Source organism: Franconibacter helveticus LMG 23732 (genome assembly GCF_000463115.2).
Taxonomy (GTDB): domain Bacteria; phylum Pseudomonadota; class Gammaproteobacteria; order Enterobacterales; family Enterobacteriaceae; genus Franconibacter; species Franconibacter helveticus.
This window is the reverse complement of sequence record NZ_AWFX01000005.1, coordinates 33207-48358: the sequence shown is the minus strand read 5'-3', so window position 1 is coordinate 48358 and position 15152 is coordinate 33207. Positions and strand designations below refer to the sequence as shown.

The following is a 15152-nucleotide window of genomic DNA, read 5'->3' as shown; positions in this document are numbered from 1 at the left end:
AGGGGCGCAGCCCTTGCCCGATTCTTTTCCCTCTCTTTTCCCTTCCAGACATTTCTTGACGCCTGCTCGCTTACGCTTTGCGGATAACCCCACGAAAGCGAGGACGGACATGTCTAACTGGATGAATCAAATACAGTCAATGCTTGGCAATATCAGCAACAGTAATAAAACGCAAAGCGGAGAGAGCGGGCTTGGCAAACTGCTCTCGCCGGGCGCGCTCGGCGGGCTTGCGGGGTTACTGGTGGCGAGCAAATCGTCCCGCAAGCTGCTGGCGAAATATGGCACCGGGGCGCTGATGGTGGGCGGCGGCGCGGTGGCCGGCACGGTGCTATGGAATAAATACAAAGACAAAATCCGTGCCGCGCATCAGGGCGAACCGGGTTATGGTCAGCCTGCCGCCTCGCTGGATCGGCGGGCCGAGCGTTTAATAACCGCGCTGGTTTTTGCCGCCAAAAGCGACGGCCATATTGACGATCGGGAGCGTGCCGCCATCGAACAGCAGCTTCGCGAAGCGGGTATTGAAAGCCAGGGCAGGGCGGTAGTACAGCAGGCCATTGAGCAACCCCTCGACCCGGCACGCCTCGCCCAGGATATTCGCGACGAAGAAGAAGCGCTGGAGATCTGGTATTTGAGCTGCGCCGTTATCGACGTCGATCACTTTATGGAACGCAGCTATCTCAACGCCCTGGGCGACGCCCTGAAAATCCCGCAGGAGGTGCGCCAGGAGATAGAAAATGATCTTCGTGAGCAGAAAAAAGCGCTGCCGCCATCGTAAAGAAGTCTTAATCTTCGGCATGTTTCGCTTGCAACACGCGTGGGTTTTGCCACCCTTACAGTGTGTTAACCGAAAAGAAAAACGACATGCCACCTCAAGCAAAAAAAATAGCTCATGCCATATCGCAGCATGGCGACACAAGAATCGATAACTATTACTGGCTGCGTGACGACACCCGATCCGACCCCGATGTACTGGATTACCTGCGTGCGGAGAACGATTACGGGCGAAGCGTAATGGTGACGCAGGAAGCGTTGCAGGAACGGTTGCTCCGTGAAATGGTCAACCGTATCCCGCAGCGCGATGTCTCCGCGCCCTACATCAAAAATGGTTATCGCTACCGTCAGGTGTACGAAACCGGCTGCGAGTACGCTATACATCAGCGTCAGTCCGTTGTGCTCTCAGAATGGGAACAGTGGGAAGTGCTGCTGGACGGCAATAAGCGCGCCGCGCACAGCGAGTTTTATACGCTGGGCGGTTTCGACATTACGCCGGATAACACCACTATGGCGCTGGCGGAAGATTTTCTCTCGCGCAGACAATATGGCCTGCGGTTTCGCAACCTCGAAACCGGCAACTGGTACCCGGAAGTGCTGGAGAACGTAACGCCCAGTTTCGTCTGGGCGAACGACTCCCGTACGCTTTATTACGTTAAAAAGCATGCGAAAACGCTGCTGCCTTATCAGGTATGGCGGCATACGGTGGGTACGCCAGCAAGCCAGGACGAAATGATTTACGAAGAAAAAGACGAGACGTTTTATGTCAGCGTGCATAAAACCACTTCGCAGCATTTCATCGAAATCTACCTGGCCAGCGCCACCACGGCGGAAGTGTTGCTGGTGGACGCCGAGCTTCCGGATGCGCCGCCGCTCTGCTTTCTGCCGCGCCGTAAGGACCACGAATACAGCATCGATCACTTCCAGCATACGTTTTACATTCGTTCTAATCGCGATGGTAAAAACTTTGGCCTGTACCGCAGTAAGGTACGCGATGAGAAGGCATGGGAAGCGCTTATCCCGCCGCGTGAGCACATCATGCTGGAAGGCTTTACGCTTTTCACCGACTGGCTGGTGGTTGAGGAGCGCCAGCGCGGCCTGACCAGCCTGCGCCAGATAAACCGTAAAACGCGGGAAGTGACCGGCATCGCCTTTGATGACCCGGCCTATGTCACCTGGCTTGCCTTTAACCCCGAGCCGCATACCGCGAAGCTGCGCTATGGCTACTCTTCTATGACCACACCGGATACCCTGTTCGAGCTTGATATGGATACGGGCGAGCGAAGGGTGCTGAAACAGACTGAAGTAGCGGGTTTCGACGCCGGTAATTATCGCAGCGAACATATCTGGGTTACCGCCCGCGACGGCGTGGAAGTGCCCGTCTCGTTGGTCTACCACAAAAAACATTACCAGCGCGGGCGTAACCCGCTGTTGGTCTATGGCTACGGCTCTTACGGCACCAGTATTGACGCTGATTTCAGCGCCAGCCGCCTGAGTCTGCTCGATCGCGGCTTTGTCTATGCTATCGCCCATATTCGCGGGGGCGGGGAGCTGGGGCAGCGCTGGTATGAAGAGGGTAAGTTTCTTAAAAAGAAAAATACCTTTAACGACTATCTGGACGTGTGCGACGCGCTGGTGGAGCACGGCTATGGCGATCCGCGTTTTCTGTTCGGCATGGGCGGCAGCGCGGGCGGCATGCTGATGGGGGTAGCGATTAACGAAAGGCCGGAGCTGTTTAAAGGCGTTATCGCCCAGGTGCCTTTTGTTGACGTCGTCACCACGATGCTGGACGAATCTATTCCGCTGACCACCGGCGAGTTTGAGGAGTGGGGCAATCCGAAAGAGGAAACGTATTATCACTACATGAAAAGCTATAGCCCTTATGACCAGATCAAAGCGCAGCGCTACCCGCACCTGCTGGTCACTACGGGGCTGCATGATTCTCAGGTGCAATACTGGGAGCCGGCAAAATGGGTAGCGAAGCTGCGTGAATGCAAAACTGACGATAACTTATTGTTGCTCTGCACGGATATGGACTCCGGCCACGGCGGCAAGTCGGGCCGGTTCAAATCTTACGAAGGCGTGGCGATGGAATTCGCCTTTCTGGTCGCGCTGGCGCAAGGCACGCTGCCAGGCAACCCGGGTTAGGCCTGTTCGAGATAGTGCTTTAGCGTCATGCGCAGATCCGGGTTGAGATCTTTTACGTTATTGAGCATCCAGCGCAAATAACCCGGATCGCGCTCGGCGATGGTCTCTACCGGCTGACCGCGGTATTTACCAAAAGGCAGCGAGGCGACCAGCGCGGGTCGGCCGGTGATGTTCACCATCTCTTCAGGCGTCCAGCCGCTGACGTTCATGATTTCAAGCAGCAGCGCGGCGGTGATGTAACAGTCAAACAGTGCGCGGTGATGATGCAGCCCGGCGGGCGTCTCGACGCTTAGCTTACGGGATTTATACAGCCCCATGTTGCTGTAGCTGATGCCAGGCCACAGGCGGCGCGCCAGCTTAACGGTGCAAATCCACTCGCCGGGCATTTCCGGCAATACGCGTCTGTCGAAACTTGCATTATGCGCTACATACCACGGGCTGCCGTGATAGCGCGGGATCACCTCTTCAATGACGGGTTTGTCCGCCACCATCGCCTCGGTGATTTTGTGGATCGCCATCGCCTGATGACTGATGGGGCGGTCAGGGCAGACGAGATCGCTCATCGGATTGACGATGCGGCCATCGATAATATCGACCGACGCCACTTCCACAACGCCACCCTGTAAACCGCAGGTTTCGGTATCAATTACGCGCAGCATGGTTCTCTCCGCCTGAAATAATGCCGGCCCGCCCCTGGGGCAAAAGAACGGGCAGGGCCTGTAAACGTAAGACTGATAGTTTAAGCGTATGAAAAAGCGCGTGCAGCCTTATTTTACCTTTGGCTCGTAAGGCAGACGTGAAAGGTTAACCGAGGCGAGACGGTGGGCTATCAGCCGTTCGCGAAACCAGCCCCGCAAATGTTCAGGCTGCTCGCGCTCAACCGCTTCGGCAATCACCGGCATGTTATAGCGCTCTTTAAAGGCGACGCCTGCCGCCGCCAGGTCGACGTTGACTTTATCCATCTCATCCTGGGGAAGTTGGGCAAGATTGTGCTTCATAACGAACTCCTCTCTGAACCGCGTGAAGGTACTGCGACCTGGCGAAGATGACAAGTGCTTATGTAGCATTGCGTGCCTGTCTGCTCGACTTGACCAAAAGCCGGGGTTATTCTTTGCGCCAGTGACATAACTAAAAGGAATGAATAGTATGGCTTTTTCCGCTTCCCGCGCCGCCTCTCTTTGCACCTTTGTGGTTTCTCTTTTCGCCGCGCCCGTTGTTTTCGCGCATGCGCATTTACAGTCGCAGATGCCTGCCGCTAACGCTACGGTAGAGCAGGCGCCGCAGGCGCTGCGCCTGCAATTTTCAGAAGGTATCGAACCTGCTTTCAGCGGCGTGAAAATAACCGGCCCGGATGGCAAAGCTATCAGCACGGGTAAAGTTACGCGCGATGCGAAAGATGACAAAATCCTGACCGTGCCGTTAAACGAAACGCTCAGTGCGGGCGAGTATCAGGTGGCATGGCATGTGGTCTCTGTCGACAGCCATAAAACCCAGGGCCAGTACCGCTTTACGGTTAAATAACGCCGGTGTTGCCAACCGCTTTTGTCGCGTTGCGATTTGTCCACTTCGCTGCGCTGATGCTCGCTCTGGGCGCCACGCTGTGCGTCAGCCTGCTGGCGCCTGCGCCGATTCGCAAACCGCTGGCAAAACGGCTTATCGCCTTCTGGCGCGTGGCGCTGCTGTGTAATGCGCTGAGCGCGCTTATGATTCTGGTCGTGCAGGCGGGGCTGATGGGCGAGGGGATAAAAGACAGCGTCAACCCGCAAATCTTGCTGGCCGTGCTGACGACGCGGTTTGGCAACAGCTGGCTCTGGCAAATAGCGCTGGCGGTTGTGGCGCTGATTGCGGCGTGGCTGAGGCCGAAAGGCAGCGCCGCGCTGTTATCAATGCTAACGGCGATTCAACTGGCTTTGCTGGCGGGCGTGGGACATGCCGCTATGCATGAAGGGTTGACCGGCGCGCTGCATCGCCTGAACCACGCCGTGCATCTGCTGTGCGCCGCCTGGTGGCTTGGCGGACTGTGGCCGCTGTTAATCTGCATGCGTATGGCCCGTCATGCGCACTGGCGTGAAGAGGCCATCGTCGCCATGATGCGCTTTTCGCGTTACGGCCATCTTGCGGTGGCAGGCGTCGTGCTGACGGGGGCGATAAACGCCATGTTTATTCTCGGGCTGCGCTGGCCGCTGGAGAGCGGTTATGTCCGGTTACTGTTCGTGAAAATAGCGCTGGTGGCGACGATGGTGGCAATCGCGCTCTGGAACCGTTATTTTCTGGTGCCACGATTTCGTAACGGTCAGGGCGAGGCGCAGCGGCGCTTTGTGCAACTGACCCAACTGGAAATGGCGCTGGGTGCGCTGGTGCTGGCGGCCGTCAGCCTGTTCGCCACCTGGGAGCCGTTCTGAATGCTTAGGTGAAACATCAATGAAAAAAACGCTACTCGCGATGCTGCTCTTTTCCTGCTCGGGAATGGCGCTGGCGACGCAAATCATTACCGTCAGCCGCTTTGAAATGGGCAAAGATAAATGGGCATTTACCCGTGAAGAAGTGATGCTGACCTGCCGCCCCGGCAATGCGCTGTTCGCCATTAACCCCAGCACCCTGATGCAATATCCGCTTAATGATATTGCCGAGCGTCAGGTAAAAGAGAAGAAGACCAGCGGCCAGCCTGTCACGGTCATTCAGGCTGACGACCCGGCAAAACCGGGCGAGAAAATGAGCCTGGCGCCTTTTATCGAACGCGCGCAAAAACTCTGCTAAGCCTCCTTCGCCCGAAAAAGATAAAAAAAACCGCAACGTTAGCCCCAGGGCCGTTGCGGTTTTTCTATAAATAATCACGTTACGTGAGGTTTTTTTCAGGCAGCTTTTGTCACGGACTGGAAAACCTGACGTCGTAATCTATTCTTAAAGTGCAAGGCGACTTAGCCTGCATTAATGCCAACTTTTAGCGCACGGCTCTCTCCCAAGAGCCATTTCCCTGGACCGAATACAGGAATCGTATTCGGTCTTTTTTTATCCGCCTTTCAGCGAGGCGGTGCGAATTATCCCGGACCCCGCGGTTTAGCGCACGACTCGCCGCGCTCTGGCCCTTTCGCTTTGTTTAGGCAATCTAAACGTTTTTACGCGCCGCTCCAACTCTTTTTGCTTTTTTTTGAGCTTTTTTTTGCTGGCTAAAGTTAACGAAACGGCAGGCGCTGACGCCGAAAAGCCGCGTCGTAAGACTACCGCAGTTTGACGCTAAACCGGGGCCTGGCAACGGGGGAGTGTAAGCATAAAAACAGACACGCAAACCTGTGCAATCACCTGTTGATCCTGTTGGCCAGGGTTTTCGGCCGCTTCGTTTATAACGCAGCGGCTCACACCAGGCTCAGGGAAATATAATCCAGGCGGCGGTAAGGTCTTTCTGAATATAACCTGTAGCCAACTGGCGCGGTTATTTTCTGCTACGCTTTAAGCGTGTTCACTGGATATAAGCGAGGTAAATAATGGGTCTTTTTAATTTTGTAAAAGAGGCGGGCGAAAAGTTGTGGGATACCGTTTCCGGCAATCATGACAAAGATGAGCAGGCAAAAAAGGTACAAGACCATTTAGCGAAAACCGGTATTCCTGATGCGGACAAAGTCAACGTTCAGGTTGCAGACGGCAAAGCCACTGTCACCGGGGATGGCCTGTCTCAGGAAGCGAAAGAAAAAATCCTGGTTGCTGTGGGTAACATTGCCGGTATCGCAAGCGTTGACGATCAGGTAAAAGCTGCCAGCACGGCCAAAGAAAGTAAATTTTATACGGTTAAATCAGGCGATACGCTGAGCGCAATTTCGAAACAGGTTTACGGCGATGCGAATCAGTATAATAAGATTTTTGAAGCCAACAAACCTATGCTGAGCAGTCCGGATAAAATTTATCCCGGCCAGGTTCTGCGTATTCCGGAATAAATAAACCCGTAGTGATAATTCGCATTATGCCCCGGGATTCTTATGCCGGGGCTGTTTTATTAATGCGCTCTGCTCGTAGTTAACAGCGAAATAATCTTTTCAACCAGCTTCAGTTTCTCTTCCTGCGCTTTCAGCCCAGCTACCGCCTGTACATAACTATACTTGCCTTACGATGAGGAGGGTTTATGTATCAGCGTATTGATGGTTCGCAATGGCGGCATATTTTTATCGTCGGCGACCTCCACGGTTGCCTGCATCAATTCGCCGCCGCGCTGCGCGCGCAACGTTTTGACCCCTTGCAGGATGCGGTTATCTCTGTAGGCGATCTGATCGATCGCGGGCCTGACAGCCCCGGCTGTCTCCGGTTGCTCGCCCGCCCCTGGTTTTTCGCGGTACGCGGCAACCATGAAGAGATGGCGATTGAAGCGTTGCGGGAAGGGGACAGGCAGCTATGGTGGCTTAACGGCGGAGCATGGTTTGCCAGGCTCTCCGAAACAGCGCAGGGCAATGTTAAAACGCAGCTGCTTGGTTGCGAAAAGCTGCCGCTGATTATCGAACTGCATGCAAGTGGGAAGACTATCGTCATCGCCCATGCGGATTATCCTGACGCCCGCTACTGTTGGCTGCAACCGGTGGATAAGCATGAGGTCGTGTGGAGCCGCGAGCGCCTTAACCGCCATATGCGAGGCAAAAGCCAGGCCATTGAGGGGGCGGACGCGTTTTACTTTGGCCACACGCCGCTGAAAACGCCGCTCGATTTCGCCAATCAGCATTACATCGATACCGGCGCGGTATTCGGCAACCGGCTGACGCTGGTTCAGGTTCAGTAATTAAAAATCGCTGTATTCCTGCGCCGGGCGCCAGAAGCCGTCAATAAAATCTTCAACCGGATAACAGCCGCCGTGGCGTAACCGCTGCTCGTCCATCGCATGCAGGCACTGCTGTTCAGTGTTGAAAACGTCGACGACTATATCGTCACATCCCCCGTCGAGATAACAAATAAAAAGAACCAAAGCGAACATAGCGTCCTCAAATCAACAGCATATCTTATAAGTGTAGGGGAAGCGGGAGAAGGCGGGGAAAATGTCGGATTAAATAACCCGTCTGGGCGACGGGTTCTTTTGGAATCAGGCAAGACGCATGATCCAGGCATCAGCTTGTTGATCGTAATGTACACGGTATAGCACGGAGTGTTCGCCGTTGAGCAGGGCGGGAATGCTGGTTTCGGCGTCCCATGCATCAAGCTGCATGCAGAGATCCGGGTCCGATTTACAAGGAATGCTTAACGTTCGATCGCCTTGCTGCTCGCCGTGCAGTTCGGCATCATCGATTTCAAAAGTGCCGATTTTTACACTGGTTTTTGTCATAACGCTCTCCCTTGGGCAGTTTGCAGGTGGTATGACCAGTAAAGGTCCCCCTTTTCAGGGTAGACCTTTGTGCAAAAAGTGCCAAATGAACAGCGTCGATTTTTCAGGCGAATCAGTTCAGCGCGCTGAATAAGATACCGTCGCGCACCAGTTCGCGCGGATAACTGTTTTTAAGCCTTGAACCCACTCGCTTCGCTAACCCCAGAGGTTGTCCCTGAAAGGTCACGATAACTTCATCCGCCTGAGGCAGTGCGGCAGGCCAGATATCGCGACCGCGATACCATTCGCCCGCTTCTTCTAAGCTAAGCTCAAAAGCGAGTTTATTGCCAGTACCGGCGAGCGCCACCACGGCTTCATGTTGCCAGCGAAAACCCTTGTTGAAGCGTTCGGCGAGCCGCAACCCGATGCGGGAAAAGCGTACCCGGCCGATAAGCGGTTCAATATCCGCCGGAAAAAGCCACACTTCTTTATCGCGCTGCCATAACCGCAGCGTTTCATCCCACGCCAGGCCAACCTTTTTCGCCGCATCGACAATTTCTCGCGCATCGCGTCCGTTAAGCGGGCTGAAGGGGAAAGTGCCTGTTTTATATTTCGGCGTCGGCAACGCTTCAACCGCAGCGGTCTTGCGCAGTCGGGCGACAAAGAACCCTTCGCAGTCGTAAATTTGTGGAAAAACGTGCAAAAACCCTTCAGGGGTTAACGCGTCTCTGGCACCGGGGAAAAGCGTCTCCAGCGGCAGGATCTCAACCGCGCCCGGATAGCGCTCCAGTAGCCACTGGCACACTTCCTGGTTTTCTTGCCGGTTCAGGGTACAGGTGGAATAAACCAGCGTGCCGCCCGGCGCGAGCGCGTGAAAGGCGCTGTCGATAAGTTCGCGCTGGGTAGCCGCGATCTCCTGATTGCTTTCAGGCGACCAGTTGCGCAGCGCGTCAGGATCTTTACGCACCACGCCTTCGCCGGAGCAGGGCGCGTCCAGCAGAATCGCGTCGAAGGCTTCCGGCAGGGCTGCGCCGAAAACACGGCCATCAAAATGGGTCAGCGCCACGTTGGCAATACCGCAGCGGCTGATGTTCGCGTGCAGCACTTTTACGCGGCTGGCGGAATACTCGTTGGCGAGAATGGCGCCCTGGTTGCCCATCCGGGCCGCAATTTGCGTGGTTTTCGAGCCGGGCGCCGCCGCCACGTCCATCACGCGCTGCGGCGTATTGCCTTCGGCGAAAAGCGCGGCGACGGGCAGCATCGAGCTGGCTTCCTGAATATAAAACAGCCCGCTCAGGTGCTCCGCGGTGCTGCCAAGCGGCAAGGCGTCTTCATCGTCACGCTCTATCCAGAATCCCTCTTCGCACCACGGAACCGGCGTCAGCTGCCAGTGATACGGGGCGACCAGTTCAAGAAAATCGCTGACGCTGATTTTTAACGTGTTCACGCGGATGCTGCGGCGCAGCGGGCGCTGGCAGGCAGCGATAAAGGCGTCGAGCGATAGCCCTTCAGGCATCGCTTCGCGGATAACAGAAAGAAAAGCGTCAGGCAGATAAGCGGAACCGGATTGCGCCACAGTTCACCCCGTAGAGAGAAAAAGAGGGCGCGAAGTGTAGCACAATCGCCCCGGCGTGACACCGGGGCGAAAGGGTTAGCGGGGCAGCGCGGTACCCCAGCTGCGCCACTCTTTCGGTTCACTCTGCTCCAGCAGGAAGTGCTTGCCAGCCTGCGCTTTAGGCGAAAGCGGGGTGCTTGGCGGCGTGGCGAAAGCGATGCCGCCGCGAATGAACTGATTAAAGGTGCCGGTTTTCACTACGCCCCCCGTCAGGCCGAAGTCGAGGCTGTAACCCGAGGCGAGCCAGAAGACGGAGTTTTCCCTTACCAGATGCTGATAGCGCTTGCTGATACGCATCGAGACCATAACGCGATCGGAAAGATTGCCAAGCGCCAGCCCGGTAACCGTACCCACCTCCATACCCCGGAATAACACTGGCGTGCCGATATTGAGCGAGCCGGCTTCCGGCGCTTCCACCACAATGCTCAGGCCATCAAGATAGCGCGAGTCGGTAATGGTGGTTTCCTGCAACTCAAAATCACGCAGCGCTTTGCCGCGGCCTGGCTCCACGTTGATATAAGGCTGCAAAATGGTATCAAGATGCTCGACGCCCGCAGCGGATATCTGCGGCGTGACCACAGAGAAACGCGTGCCTGCGCGGGCAAAGGTCTTCACATACTCCGGGTAAAGCACGGCGGTGGCCTGCACTTCGCTGCGCTCGGTGATCAGATCGAGCGATTCAATCTGGCCGATATTAATGCCGAGATAGCGAATCGGCATGCCTGCCGCCAGCTTGCCGGCGTCAAAGGCGTGAAGCGTTATCTGGCTGCCCACCGCGCGCGCGGCGGTTTCTGAAGGGTACAGGATACGTTTGTCGTTTTTCGACATGCCCGCGCCCGCGCCGCTCAGGTTATCAAAGCTGATGGCGCCTTTGATGGCGCGCGAAAGCGGCGAGGCCTGTACGGTTAACCCGCTGCCGTTAAGCTGTACCTTGGCGCCGCCTTCCGCCCAGAACACGCTGTTCTGGGTCAGCAGGTGTTTGTATTCCGGCTTGATATGCACTTCGATATCAAAAGCATTGGCGCGCGGACGCACGGTGATAATTTCACCTACCTGAAACTTGCGATAAAGCACCACTGAACCTGGCTGAACATCCGGCAGGCTGTCGGCCGTTAAGGTAAGCGTGGTGGTGGGCAGGTCGCTCAGGCTGTTTTCCACCGCTTTTTCCAGGTTGGCGAAAAGCGGGTAGCTCTCTTTCATCTCGCCTTTGCTGCCCGGCAGTACGCGGATGCCGCCGTTGATCCACTCCGTCGCGCTGGCGCCAAGGAACTCCACGCCATCGAGGCCGACTTTGACGTCCACGCGGCTGTTGACCACAAACTTGCTGTCGCCTTTAACCAGTTCGCGATACTGCGGGTCAATCGCCGCAGAGAAGCTAACGCCTTTCGCCGAAAGCGAGCGCTCCAGCACCTGGCCTATCTGAATGCCATGCAGGATAAGCGGCTGTCCGGCGTCAATACCGTAGCTTTCCGGCGCGGTCAGCGTGAATGTCAGCACATTAGGCTGTTGCAAAGGCGTTTTATCGGCAGGCAGCACGACAAAATGGTTGCGCGGTTTACCCTCGCCCGGCACCAGCTCGAAGGTACTGCCGGTAAGCAGGCTGCTGACGTTGGGGTTGTTCAGCGAAAGCCGGGGGCTTTTAAGCTCAATGCGGGTGCCGTCGCGCAGCAGGTTCACCACGCTTGGATCGACGGTCATTTCGCCGGTTACCGCGCCGCCCGGGTTAAGGTTTAACTTCGTCAGCGTGCCCACTTCCAGGCCCTGGTACATCAGCGGCGTGCTGTCGGCCTTAAGCCCGGCGCCGCTCGGTAAATCAAGCCTGACGATAACCCCGCGCTGGCTGTGCGCCAGGTCCTCATACAGGCCAAACTCATCGTTTTGCTCGGCGCGAGCGGAATCGGGCGGCGAGTCGAAAGCGATGGCGCCGTTAACCAGCGCCGCCAGGCTTTCCAGCTGCACCTGCGCGCCGCTTAAGCCGACATCGGCTTTGACCCCTGAGACATTCCAGAAGCGGCTGCCTTTTTTCACAAGGTTGGTGAAGCGTCGTTCTATCAACACATCGATAGTCACGCCCTGTTTGTTGGTATTAATGGCGTAATCGTAAACGCGGCCGACCGGAATTTTGCGGTAATAAACCAGCGAGCCGCTGTTAAGCGAACCGAGATCGGGCGCCTGAAGATGGATCATCAGCTCGCCATTATTGAGTCGGTACTTGGGCTGGGTATCAAGCGCGGTAAAGTGATCCTGCGGCTCGCCTTTGCCGGGCATCATGCCGATATAGTTACCGCCGACCAGCGCGTCGAGCCCGGAAATCCCGGCAAGCGACGCTTTGGGCGTAACCAGCCAGAACTGCGTCTGGTCGCGCAGCGCATCTTTCATGTCGCTCTTGATGCTAACCGTGACCTCGATTTTATTCAGGTCATCGCTTAAGCGAATATCCTGCACCGTACCGACTTCAACCCCCTGATACCGCACAGGGGTGCGCCCGGCGACGATGCCGTCAGCAGACATAAAATCGATAGTGACAGTGGTGCCGCGTTCTTCATAGGTAGTCCAGATAAGCCAGCCTGCGATAAGAAGCGCAATAACCGGCAGCAACCAGAACGGCGAAATACGGCGTTTTGTTTTAATTCGCGCTTCAGTCTGTGAAGCGGGCATTTCCTGACTCATGTGCGTCCCAAAGTAAGCGGCTATCCAGCCATTCAACTGCAAGAATAGTTAAAATCACCGCTGCGCCGAAATAAAACGCAGCGGGTCCCATCGTAAACGCCAGCAGCTGGTCACGGTTAACCAGCGACATGGTGATAGAAATTACAAACAGATCGAGCATGGACCAGCGGCCGATCCAGGTGACAAAACGCAGCAGCTGTATGCGGGTTCGCAACCCCTGCTGGCATTTAAAGTGGATGCTGACAAGCAGCGTCAGCAGCACAATCACTTTCGTAAACGGCACCAGAATACTGGCGATAAACACGACGCCTGCGACCGCGATATTGCTGTTCGCCAGTGAAATAATGCCGGACATGATCGTGTCCTCTTGCCTTGCGCCGTTGATATAAATCACCGAAATAGGCAGCAGGTTAGCAGGCAACAGCAACACCAGCGCGGCGATAAGCGCGGCCCAGCTTTTCTGTAAGCTATGGCGGCGGCGAGCCCGCAGCGGGATGTGGCAGCGCGAGCAGCGCCCCCGTCTGTCCGGCACGCCAGTATAGTGACAGCCTAAGCAAACGCGGATGTTTTCCTGTAGGCGTGTCGTAGGACGCTGGGGATAAAAGCGCTCCCAGAGCTGCTCAACGTTCAGGTGAATGATCGTCATGACGCTTAAGATAACCAGCGCGACGAAAGCAAGCAGGCCGATCCCGGGTTCAAGCCAGGCGTAGTCCTGCACTTTGATTGACGCCACGCCTATCCCCACCAGATAAATATCCAGCATCACCCATTCTTTTAGCCGCTCCAGCATCAGCAACACCGGACGCAGGTTCATGCCCAGGATATTCCCGAACCATAAATAGGCGATGGCGGCCACAAGCGTTGCAGGAGCGCCGACGGCGCAGAAAAGCACCATTGCGGCAGTCAACGTGTCGCCCTGGCGCGCCATCTGCCAGATCCCCTGCATAAGGTTGGCGTCGATACGCGTGCCGAGCAGATAAAGGCGCAACAGCGGTTCGCCCCACGCAAAGGGCATGAGCAGCAGCATGGTGATAGCCATCGCCGCCAGGCGCGTCAGCGACCAGTCGCGGCCGTCGCGGATTTTCGCGTCGCAGCGCGGGCAGTGCGCGGTCTGGCGCGATGACACTACCGGCAACAAAAAAAGCATGTCGCACTGCGGGCAACGCTGATAGTGTTCATAAGGCAACGGTTCGCCAATAGCGCGAACCTGTAATTTCCGGCGAACGGGCGCCGCGGTAGATTTAAGAGCCATCAAGGTCAATTCTTTTTATCAGTTTTCTATATATTAACTCATGAAATGATTCATCTTGAGCATGAAGGCATTTAATGCTTATTTTAATAAGCCAGCAATTCAGTAAGACACTAAGTGAACAAACAATGAACAAAACAGAATTCTACGCGGATCTGAACCGTGATTTTCAGGCATTAATGGCAGGGGAAACCAGCTTTCTGGCCACGCTCGCCAATACCAGCGCATTACTTTTTGAACGTCTCGAAGGCGTTAACTGGGCCGGTTTTTATCTGCTGGAAGGCGATACGCTGGTTCTGGGGCCGTTCCAGGGCAAAATCGCCTGCGTACGTATTCCTGTAGGGCGCGGCGTATGCGGCACAGCGGTTGCCACCGGCGAAGTTCAACGCGTCGACGACGTTCACGCTTTCGATGGGCATATTGCCTGCGATGCGGCCAGCAATGCCGAAATCGTACTTCCGATTAAAGCCGGAGAACAGGTAATCGGCGTGCTTGATATCGACAGCACCCTCTTTAATCGCTTCGATGCGGACGATGAACAGGGGTTACGGGAGCTGGCAGGGCACCTTGAAAAGGTCATTGCCGGCACCGATTTCAAAAAATACTTTGCAACGTTCGCATGATAAACAACGGATAACGTGGCATTTAGCGATGGCGTCATTATAATGACGCCTGTTCATGCCTGCGGCTTGTTGGCAACATCCGTTGTAATCAGGAAATTTCATGGAAAATCAACCTAAGTTGAATAGCAGTAAAGAAGTTATCGCCTTTCTGGCTGAGCGTTTTCCTCAGTGCTTCAGCGCCGAAGGTGAAGCGCGTCCTTTGAAGATTGGTATCTTCCAGGACCTGGTCGCGCGCGTTGAGGGCGAAATGAACCTCAGTAAAACGCAGCTTCGTTCCGCATTACGCCTTTATACTTCCAGCTGGCGTTATCTGCACGGCATTAAAGCGGGCGCTACCCGTGTCGATCTCGACGGCAACCCGTGCGGCGAACTGGACGAACAGCATGTTGAACATGCTCGCCAGCAGCTTGAAGAAGCGAAAGCGCGCGTTCAGGCACAGCGTGCCGAACAGCAGGCGAAAAAACGGGAAGCCGCTGCCGCAGCGGGCGAAGGTGAAGAAGCGCCGCGCCGCGAGCGTAAAGCGCGCCCTGCGCCGCGTCGTAAAGAAAATACCGAGCGTAAACCTCGTGCGGCAAAGCCTGCGGATAAAGCGCCTCGCGCTCCGCGTGAAGAGCGTCATACTCCCGTATCCGACATCACTGCGCTGGCGGTTGGTCAGCCAATCAAAGTGAAAGCGGGCAACAATGCGATGGATGCCACCGTGCAGGAAATCACCAAAGATGGCGTCCGTGTACAGCTGACTTCTGGTATGTCGATGATTGTACGCGCAGAACATTTATTGTTCTGAAACGGAGGTCAACC

16 protein-coding genes are annotated in these 15152 nt (G+C 55.8%); 9 read left to right on the top strand and 7 right to left on the bottom strand.

What is annotated here, in order from left to right; translation table 11 throughout:
* Positions 1-109 precede the first annotated feature (109 nt).
* Together DW56_RS01420 and ptrB are read left to right on the top strand one after the other, a co-directional pair.
* Positions 110-775 carry a tellurite resistance TerB family protein gene (locus DW56_RS01420; protein ID WP_024552405.1) on the top strand — a complete coding sequence of 222 codons (666 nt, stop codon included), beginning with the start codon at positions 110-112 and terminating at the stop codon, positions 773-775.
* Positions 776-861: 86 nt separating this feature from the next.
* Positions 862-2919, top strand: a complete 2058-nt coding sequence (gene ptrB, locus DW56_RS01415) for an oligopeptidase B (RefSeq protein WP_024552406.1) — start codon at positions 862-864, stop codon at positions 2917-2919.
* On the opposite strand, the gene exoX is transcribed toward ptrB, so the two are convergent.
* Positions 2916-3578 carry an exodeoxyribonuclease X gene (exoX, locus tag DW56_RS01410; RefSeq protein ID WP_024552407.1) on the bottom strand — a complete coding sequence of 221 codons (663 nt, stop codon included), beginning with the start codon at positions 3576-3578 and terminating at the stop codon, positions 2916-2918. The genes ptrB and exoX overlap by 4 nt on opposite strands.
* Before the next feature lie 108 nt (positions 3579-3686).
* Positions 3687-3917 carry a DNA polymerase III subunit theta gene (locus DW56_RS01405; RefSeq protein ID WP_024552408.1) on the bottom strand — a complete coding sequence of 77 codons (231 nt, stop codon included), beginning with the start codon at positions 3915-3917 and terminating at the stop codon, positions 3687-3689.
* 148 nt (positions 3918-4065) lie between these two features.
* Between DW56_RS01405 and yobA the strand changes: the two genes are divergently transcribed.
* The 5 genes from yobA (at position 4066) to DW56_RS01380 (ending at position 7678) form a co-directional block, all read left to right on the top strand.
* Positions 4066-4440 (top strand): CopC domain-containing protein YobA, encoded by a 375-nt coding sequence (yobA, locus tag DW56_RS01400; protein ID WP_024562178.1) that lies wholly within the window; start codon positions 4066-4068, stop codon positions 4438-4440.
* A 5-nt stretch (positions 4441-4445) separates the two neighbouring features.
* Positions 4446-5321 carry a copper homeostasis membrane protein CopD gene (gene copD / locus DW56_RS01395; protein WP_024553306.1) on the top strand — a complete coding sequence of 292 codons (876 nt, stop codon included), beginning with the start codon at positions 4446-4448 and terminating at the stop codon, positions 5319-5321.
* A 19-nt stretch (positions 5322-5340) separates the two neighbouring features.
* A complete protein-coding gene (locus tag DW56_RS01390; RefSeq protein ID WP_024553307.1) occupies positions 5341-5676 on the top strand; it encodes a YebY family protein in 336 nt (111 codons plus the stop codon).
* Between the two features lie 725 nt (positions 5677-6401).
* Entirely contained in the window at positions 6402-6848 is a 447-nt protein-coding gene (lysM, locus tag DW56_RS01385; protein ID WP_024553308.1) for a peptidoglycan-binding protein LysM, read from the top strand.
* 185 nt (positions 6849-7033) lie between these two features.
* Positions 7034-7678: a metallophosphoesterase gene (locus tag DW56_RS01380; RefSeq protein ID WP_024553309.1), complete on the top strand. Its 645-nt coding sequence runs from the start codon at positions 7034-7036 to the stop codon at positions 7676-7678.
* Here the strand turns inward: DW56_RS01380 and DW56_RS01375 are convergent, their stop codons facing one another.
* The 5 genes from DW56_RS01375 to yebS all read right to left on the bottom strand — a co-directional run bounded on the left by DW56_RS01375 (position 7679) and on the right by yebS (position 13731).
* Entirely contained in the window at positions 7679-7870 is a 192-nt protein-coding gene (locus tag DW56_RS01375; RefSeq protein ID WP_024553310.1) for a YdfD/YebW family protein, read from the bottom strand.
* 105 nt (positions 7871-7975) lie between these two features.
* Positions 7976-8215, bottom strand: a complete 240-nt coding sequence (locus tag DW56_RS01370; RefSeq protein ID WP_024553311.1) for a YebV family protein — start codon at positions 8213-8215, stop codon at positions 7976-7978.
* A 112-nt stretch (positions 8216-8327) separates the two neighbouring features.
* On the bottom strand, positions 8328-9770 hold the full coding sequence (rsmF, locus tag DW56_RS01365; protein WP_024553312.1) for a 16S rRNA (cytosine(1407)-C(5))-methyltransferase RsmF: 1443 nt from the start codon (positions 9768-9770) through the stop codon (positions 8328-8330).
* 75 nt (positions 9771-9845) lie between these two features.
* Positions 9846-12479 (bottom strand): PqiB family protein, encoded by a 2634-nt coding sequence (locus DW56_RS01360; RefSeq protein ID WP_024553313.1) that lies wholly within the window; start codon positions 12477-12479, stop codon positions 9846-9848.
* Positions 12448-13731, bottom strand: a complete 1284-nt coding sequence (gene yebS / locus DW56_RS01355) for a membrane integrity lipid transport subunit YebS (RefSeq protein WP_024553314.1) — start codon at positions 13729-13731, stop codon at positions 12448-12450. Before yebS ends, DW56_RS01360 begins: the two co-directional genes overlap by 32 nt.
* Before the next feature lie 125 nt (positions 13732-13856).
* On the opposite strand from yebS, the gene DW56_RS01350 reads away from it, so the two are divergent.
* On the top strand, positions 13857-14351 hold the full coding sequence (locus DW56_RS01350) for a GAF domain-containing protein (protein WP_024553315.1): 495 nt from the start codon (positions 13857-13859) through the stop codon (positions 14349-14351).
* A 100-nt stretch (positions 14352-14451) separates the two neighbouring features.
* Positions 14452-15138 carry an RNA chaperone ProQ gene (gene proQ, locus DW56_RS01345; RefSeq protein WP_024553316.1) on the top strand — a complete coding sequence of 229 codons (687 nt, stop codon included), beginning with the start codon at positions 14452-14454 and terminating at the stop codon, positions 15136-15138.
* Positions 15139-15152 lie beyond the last annotated feature (14 nt).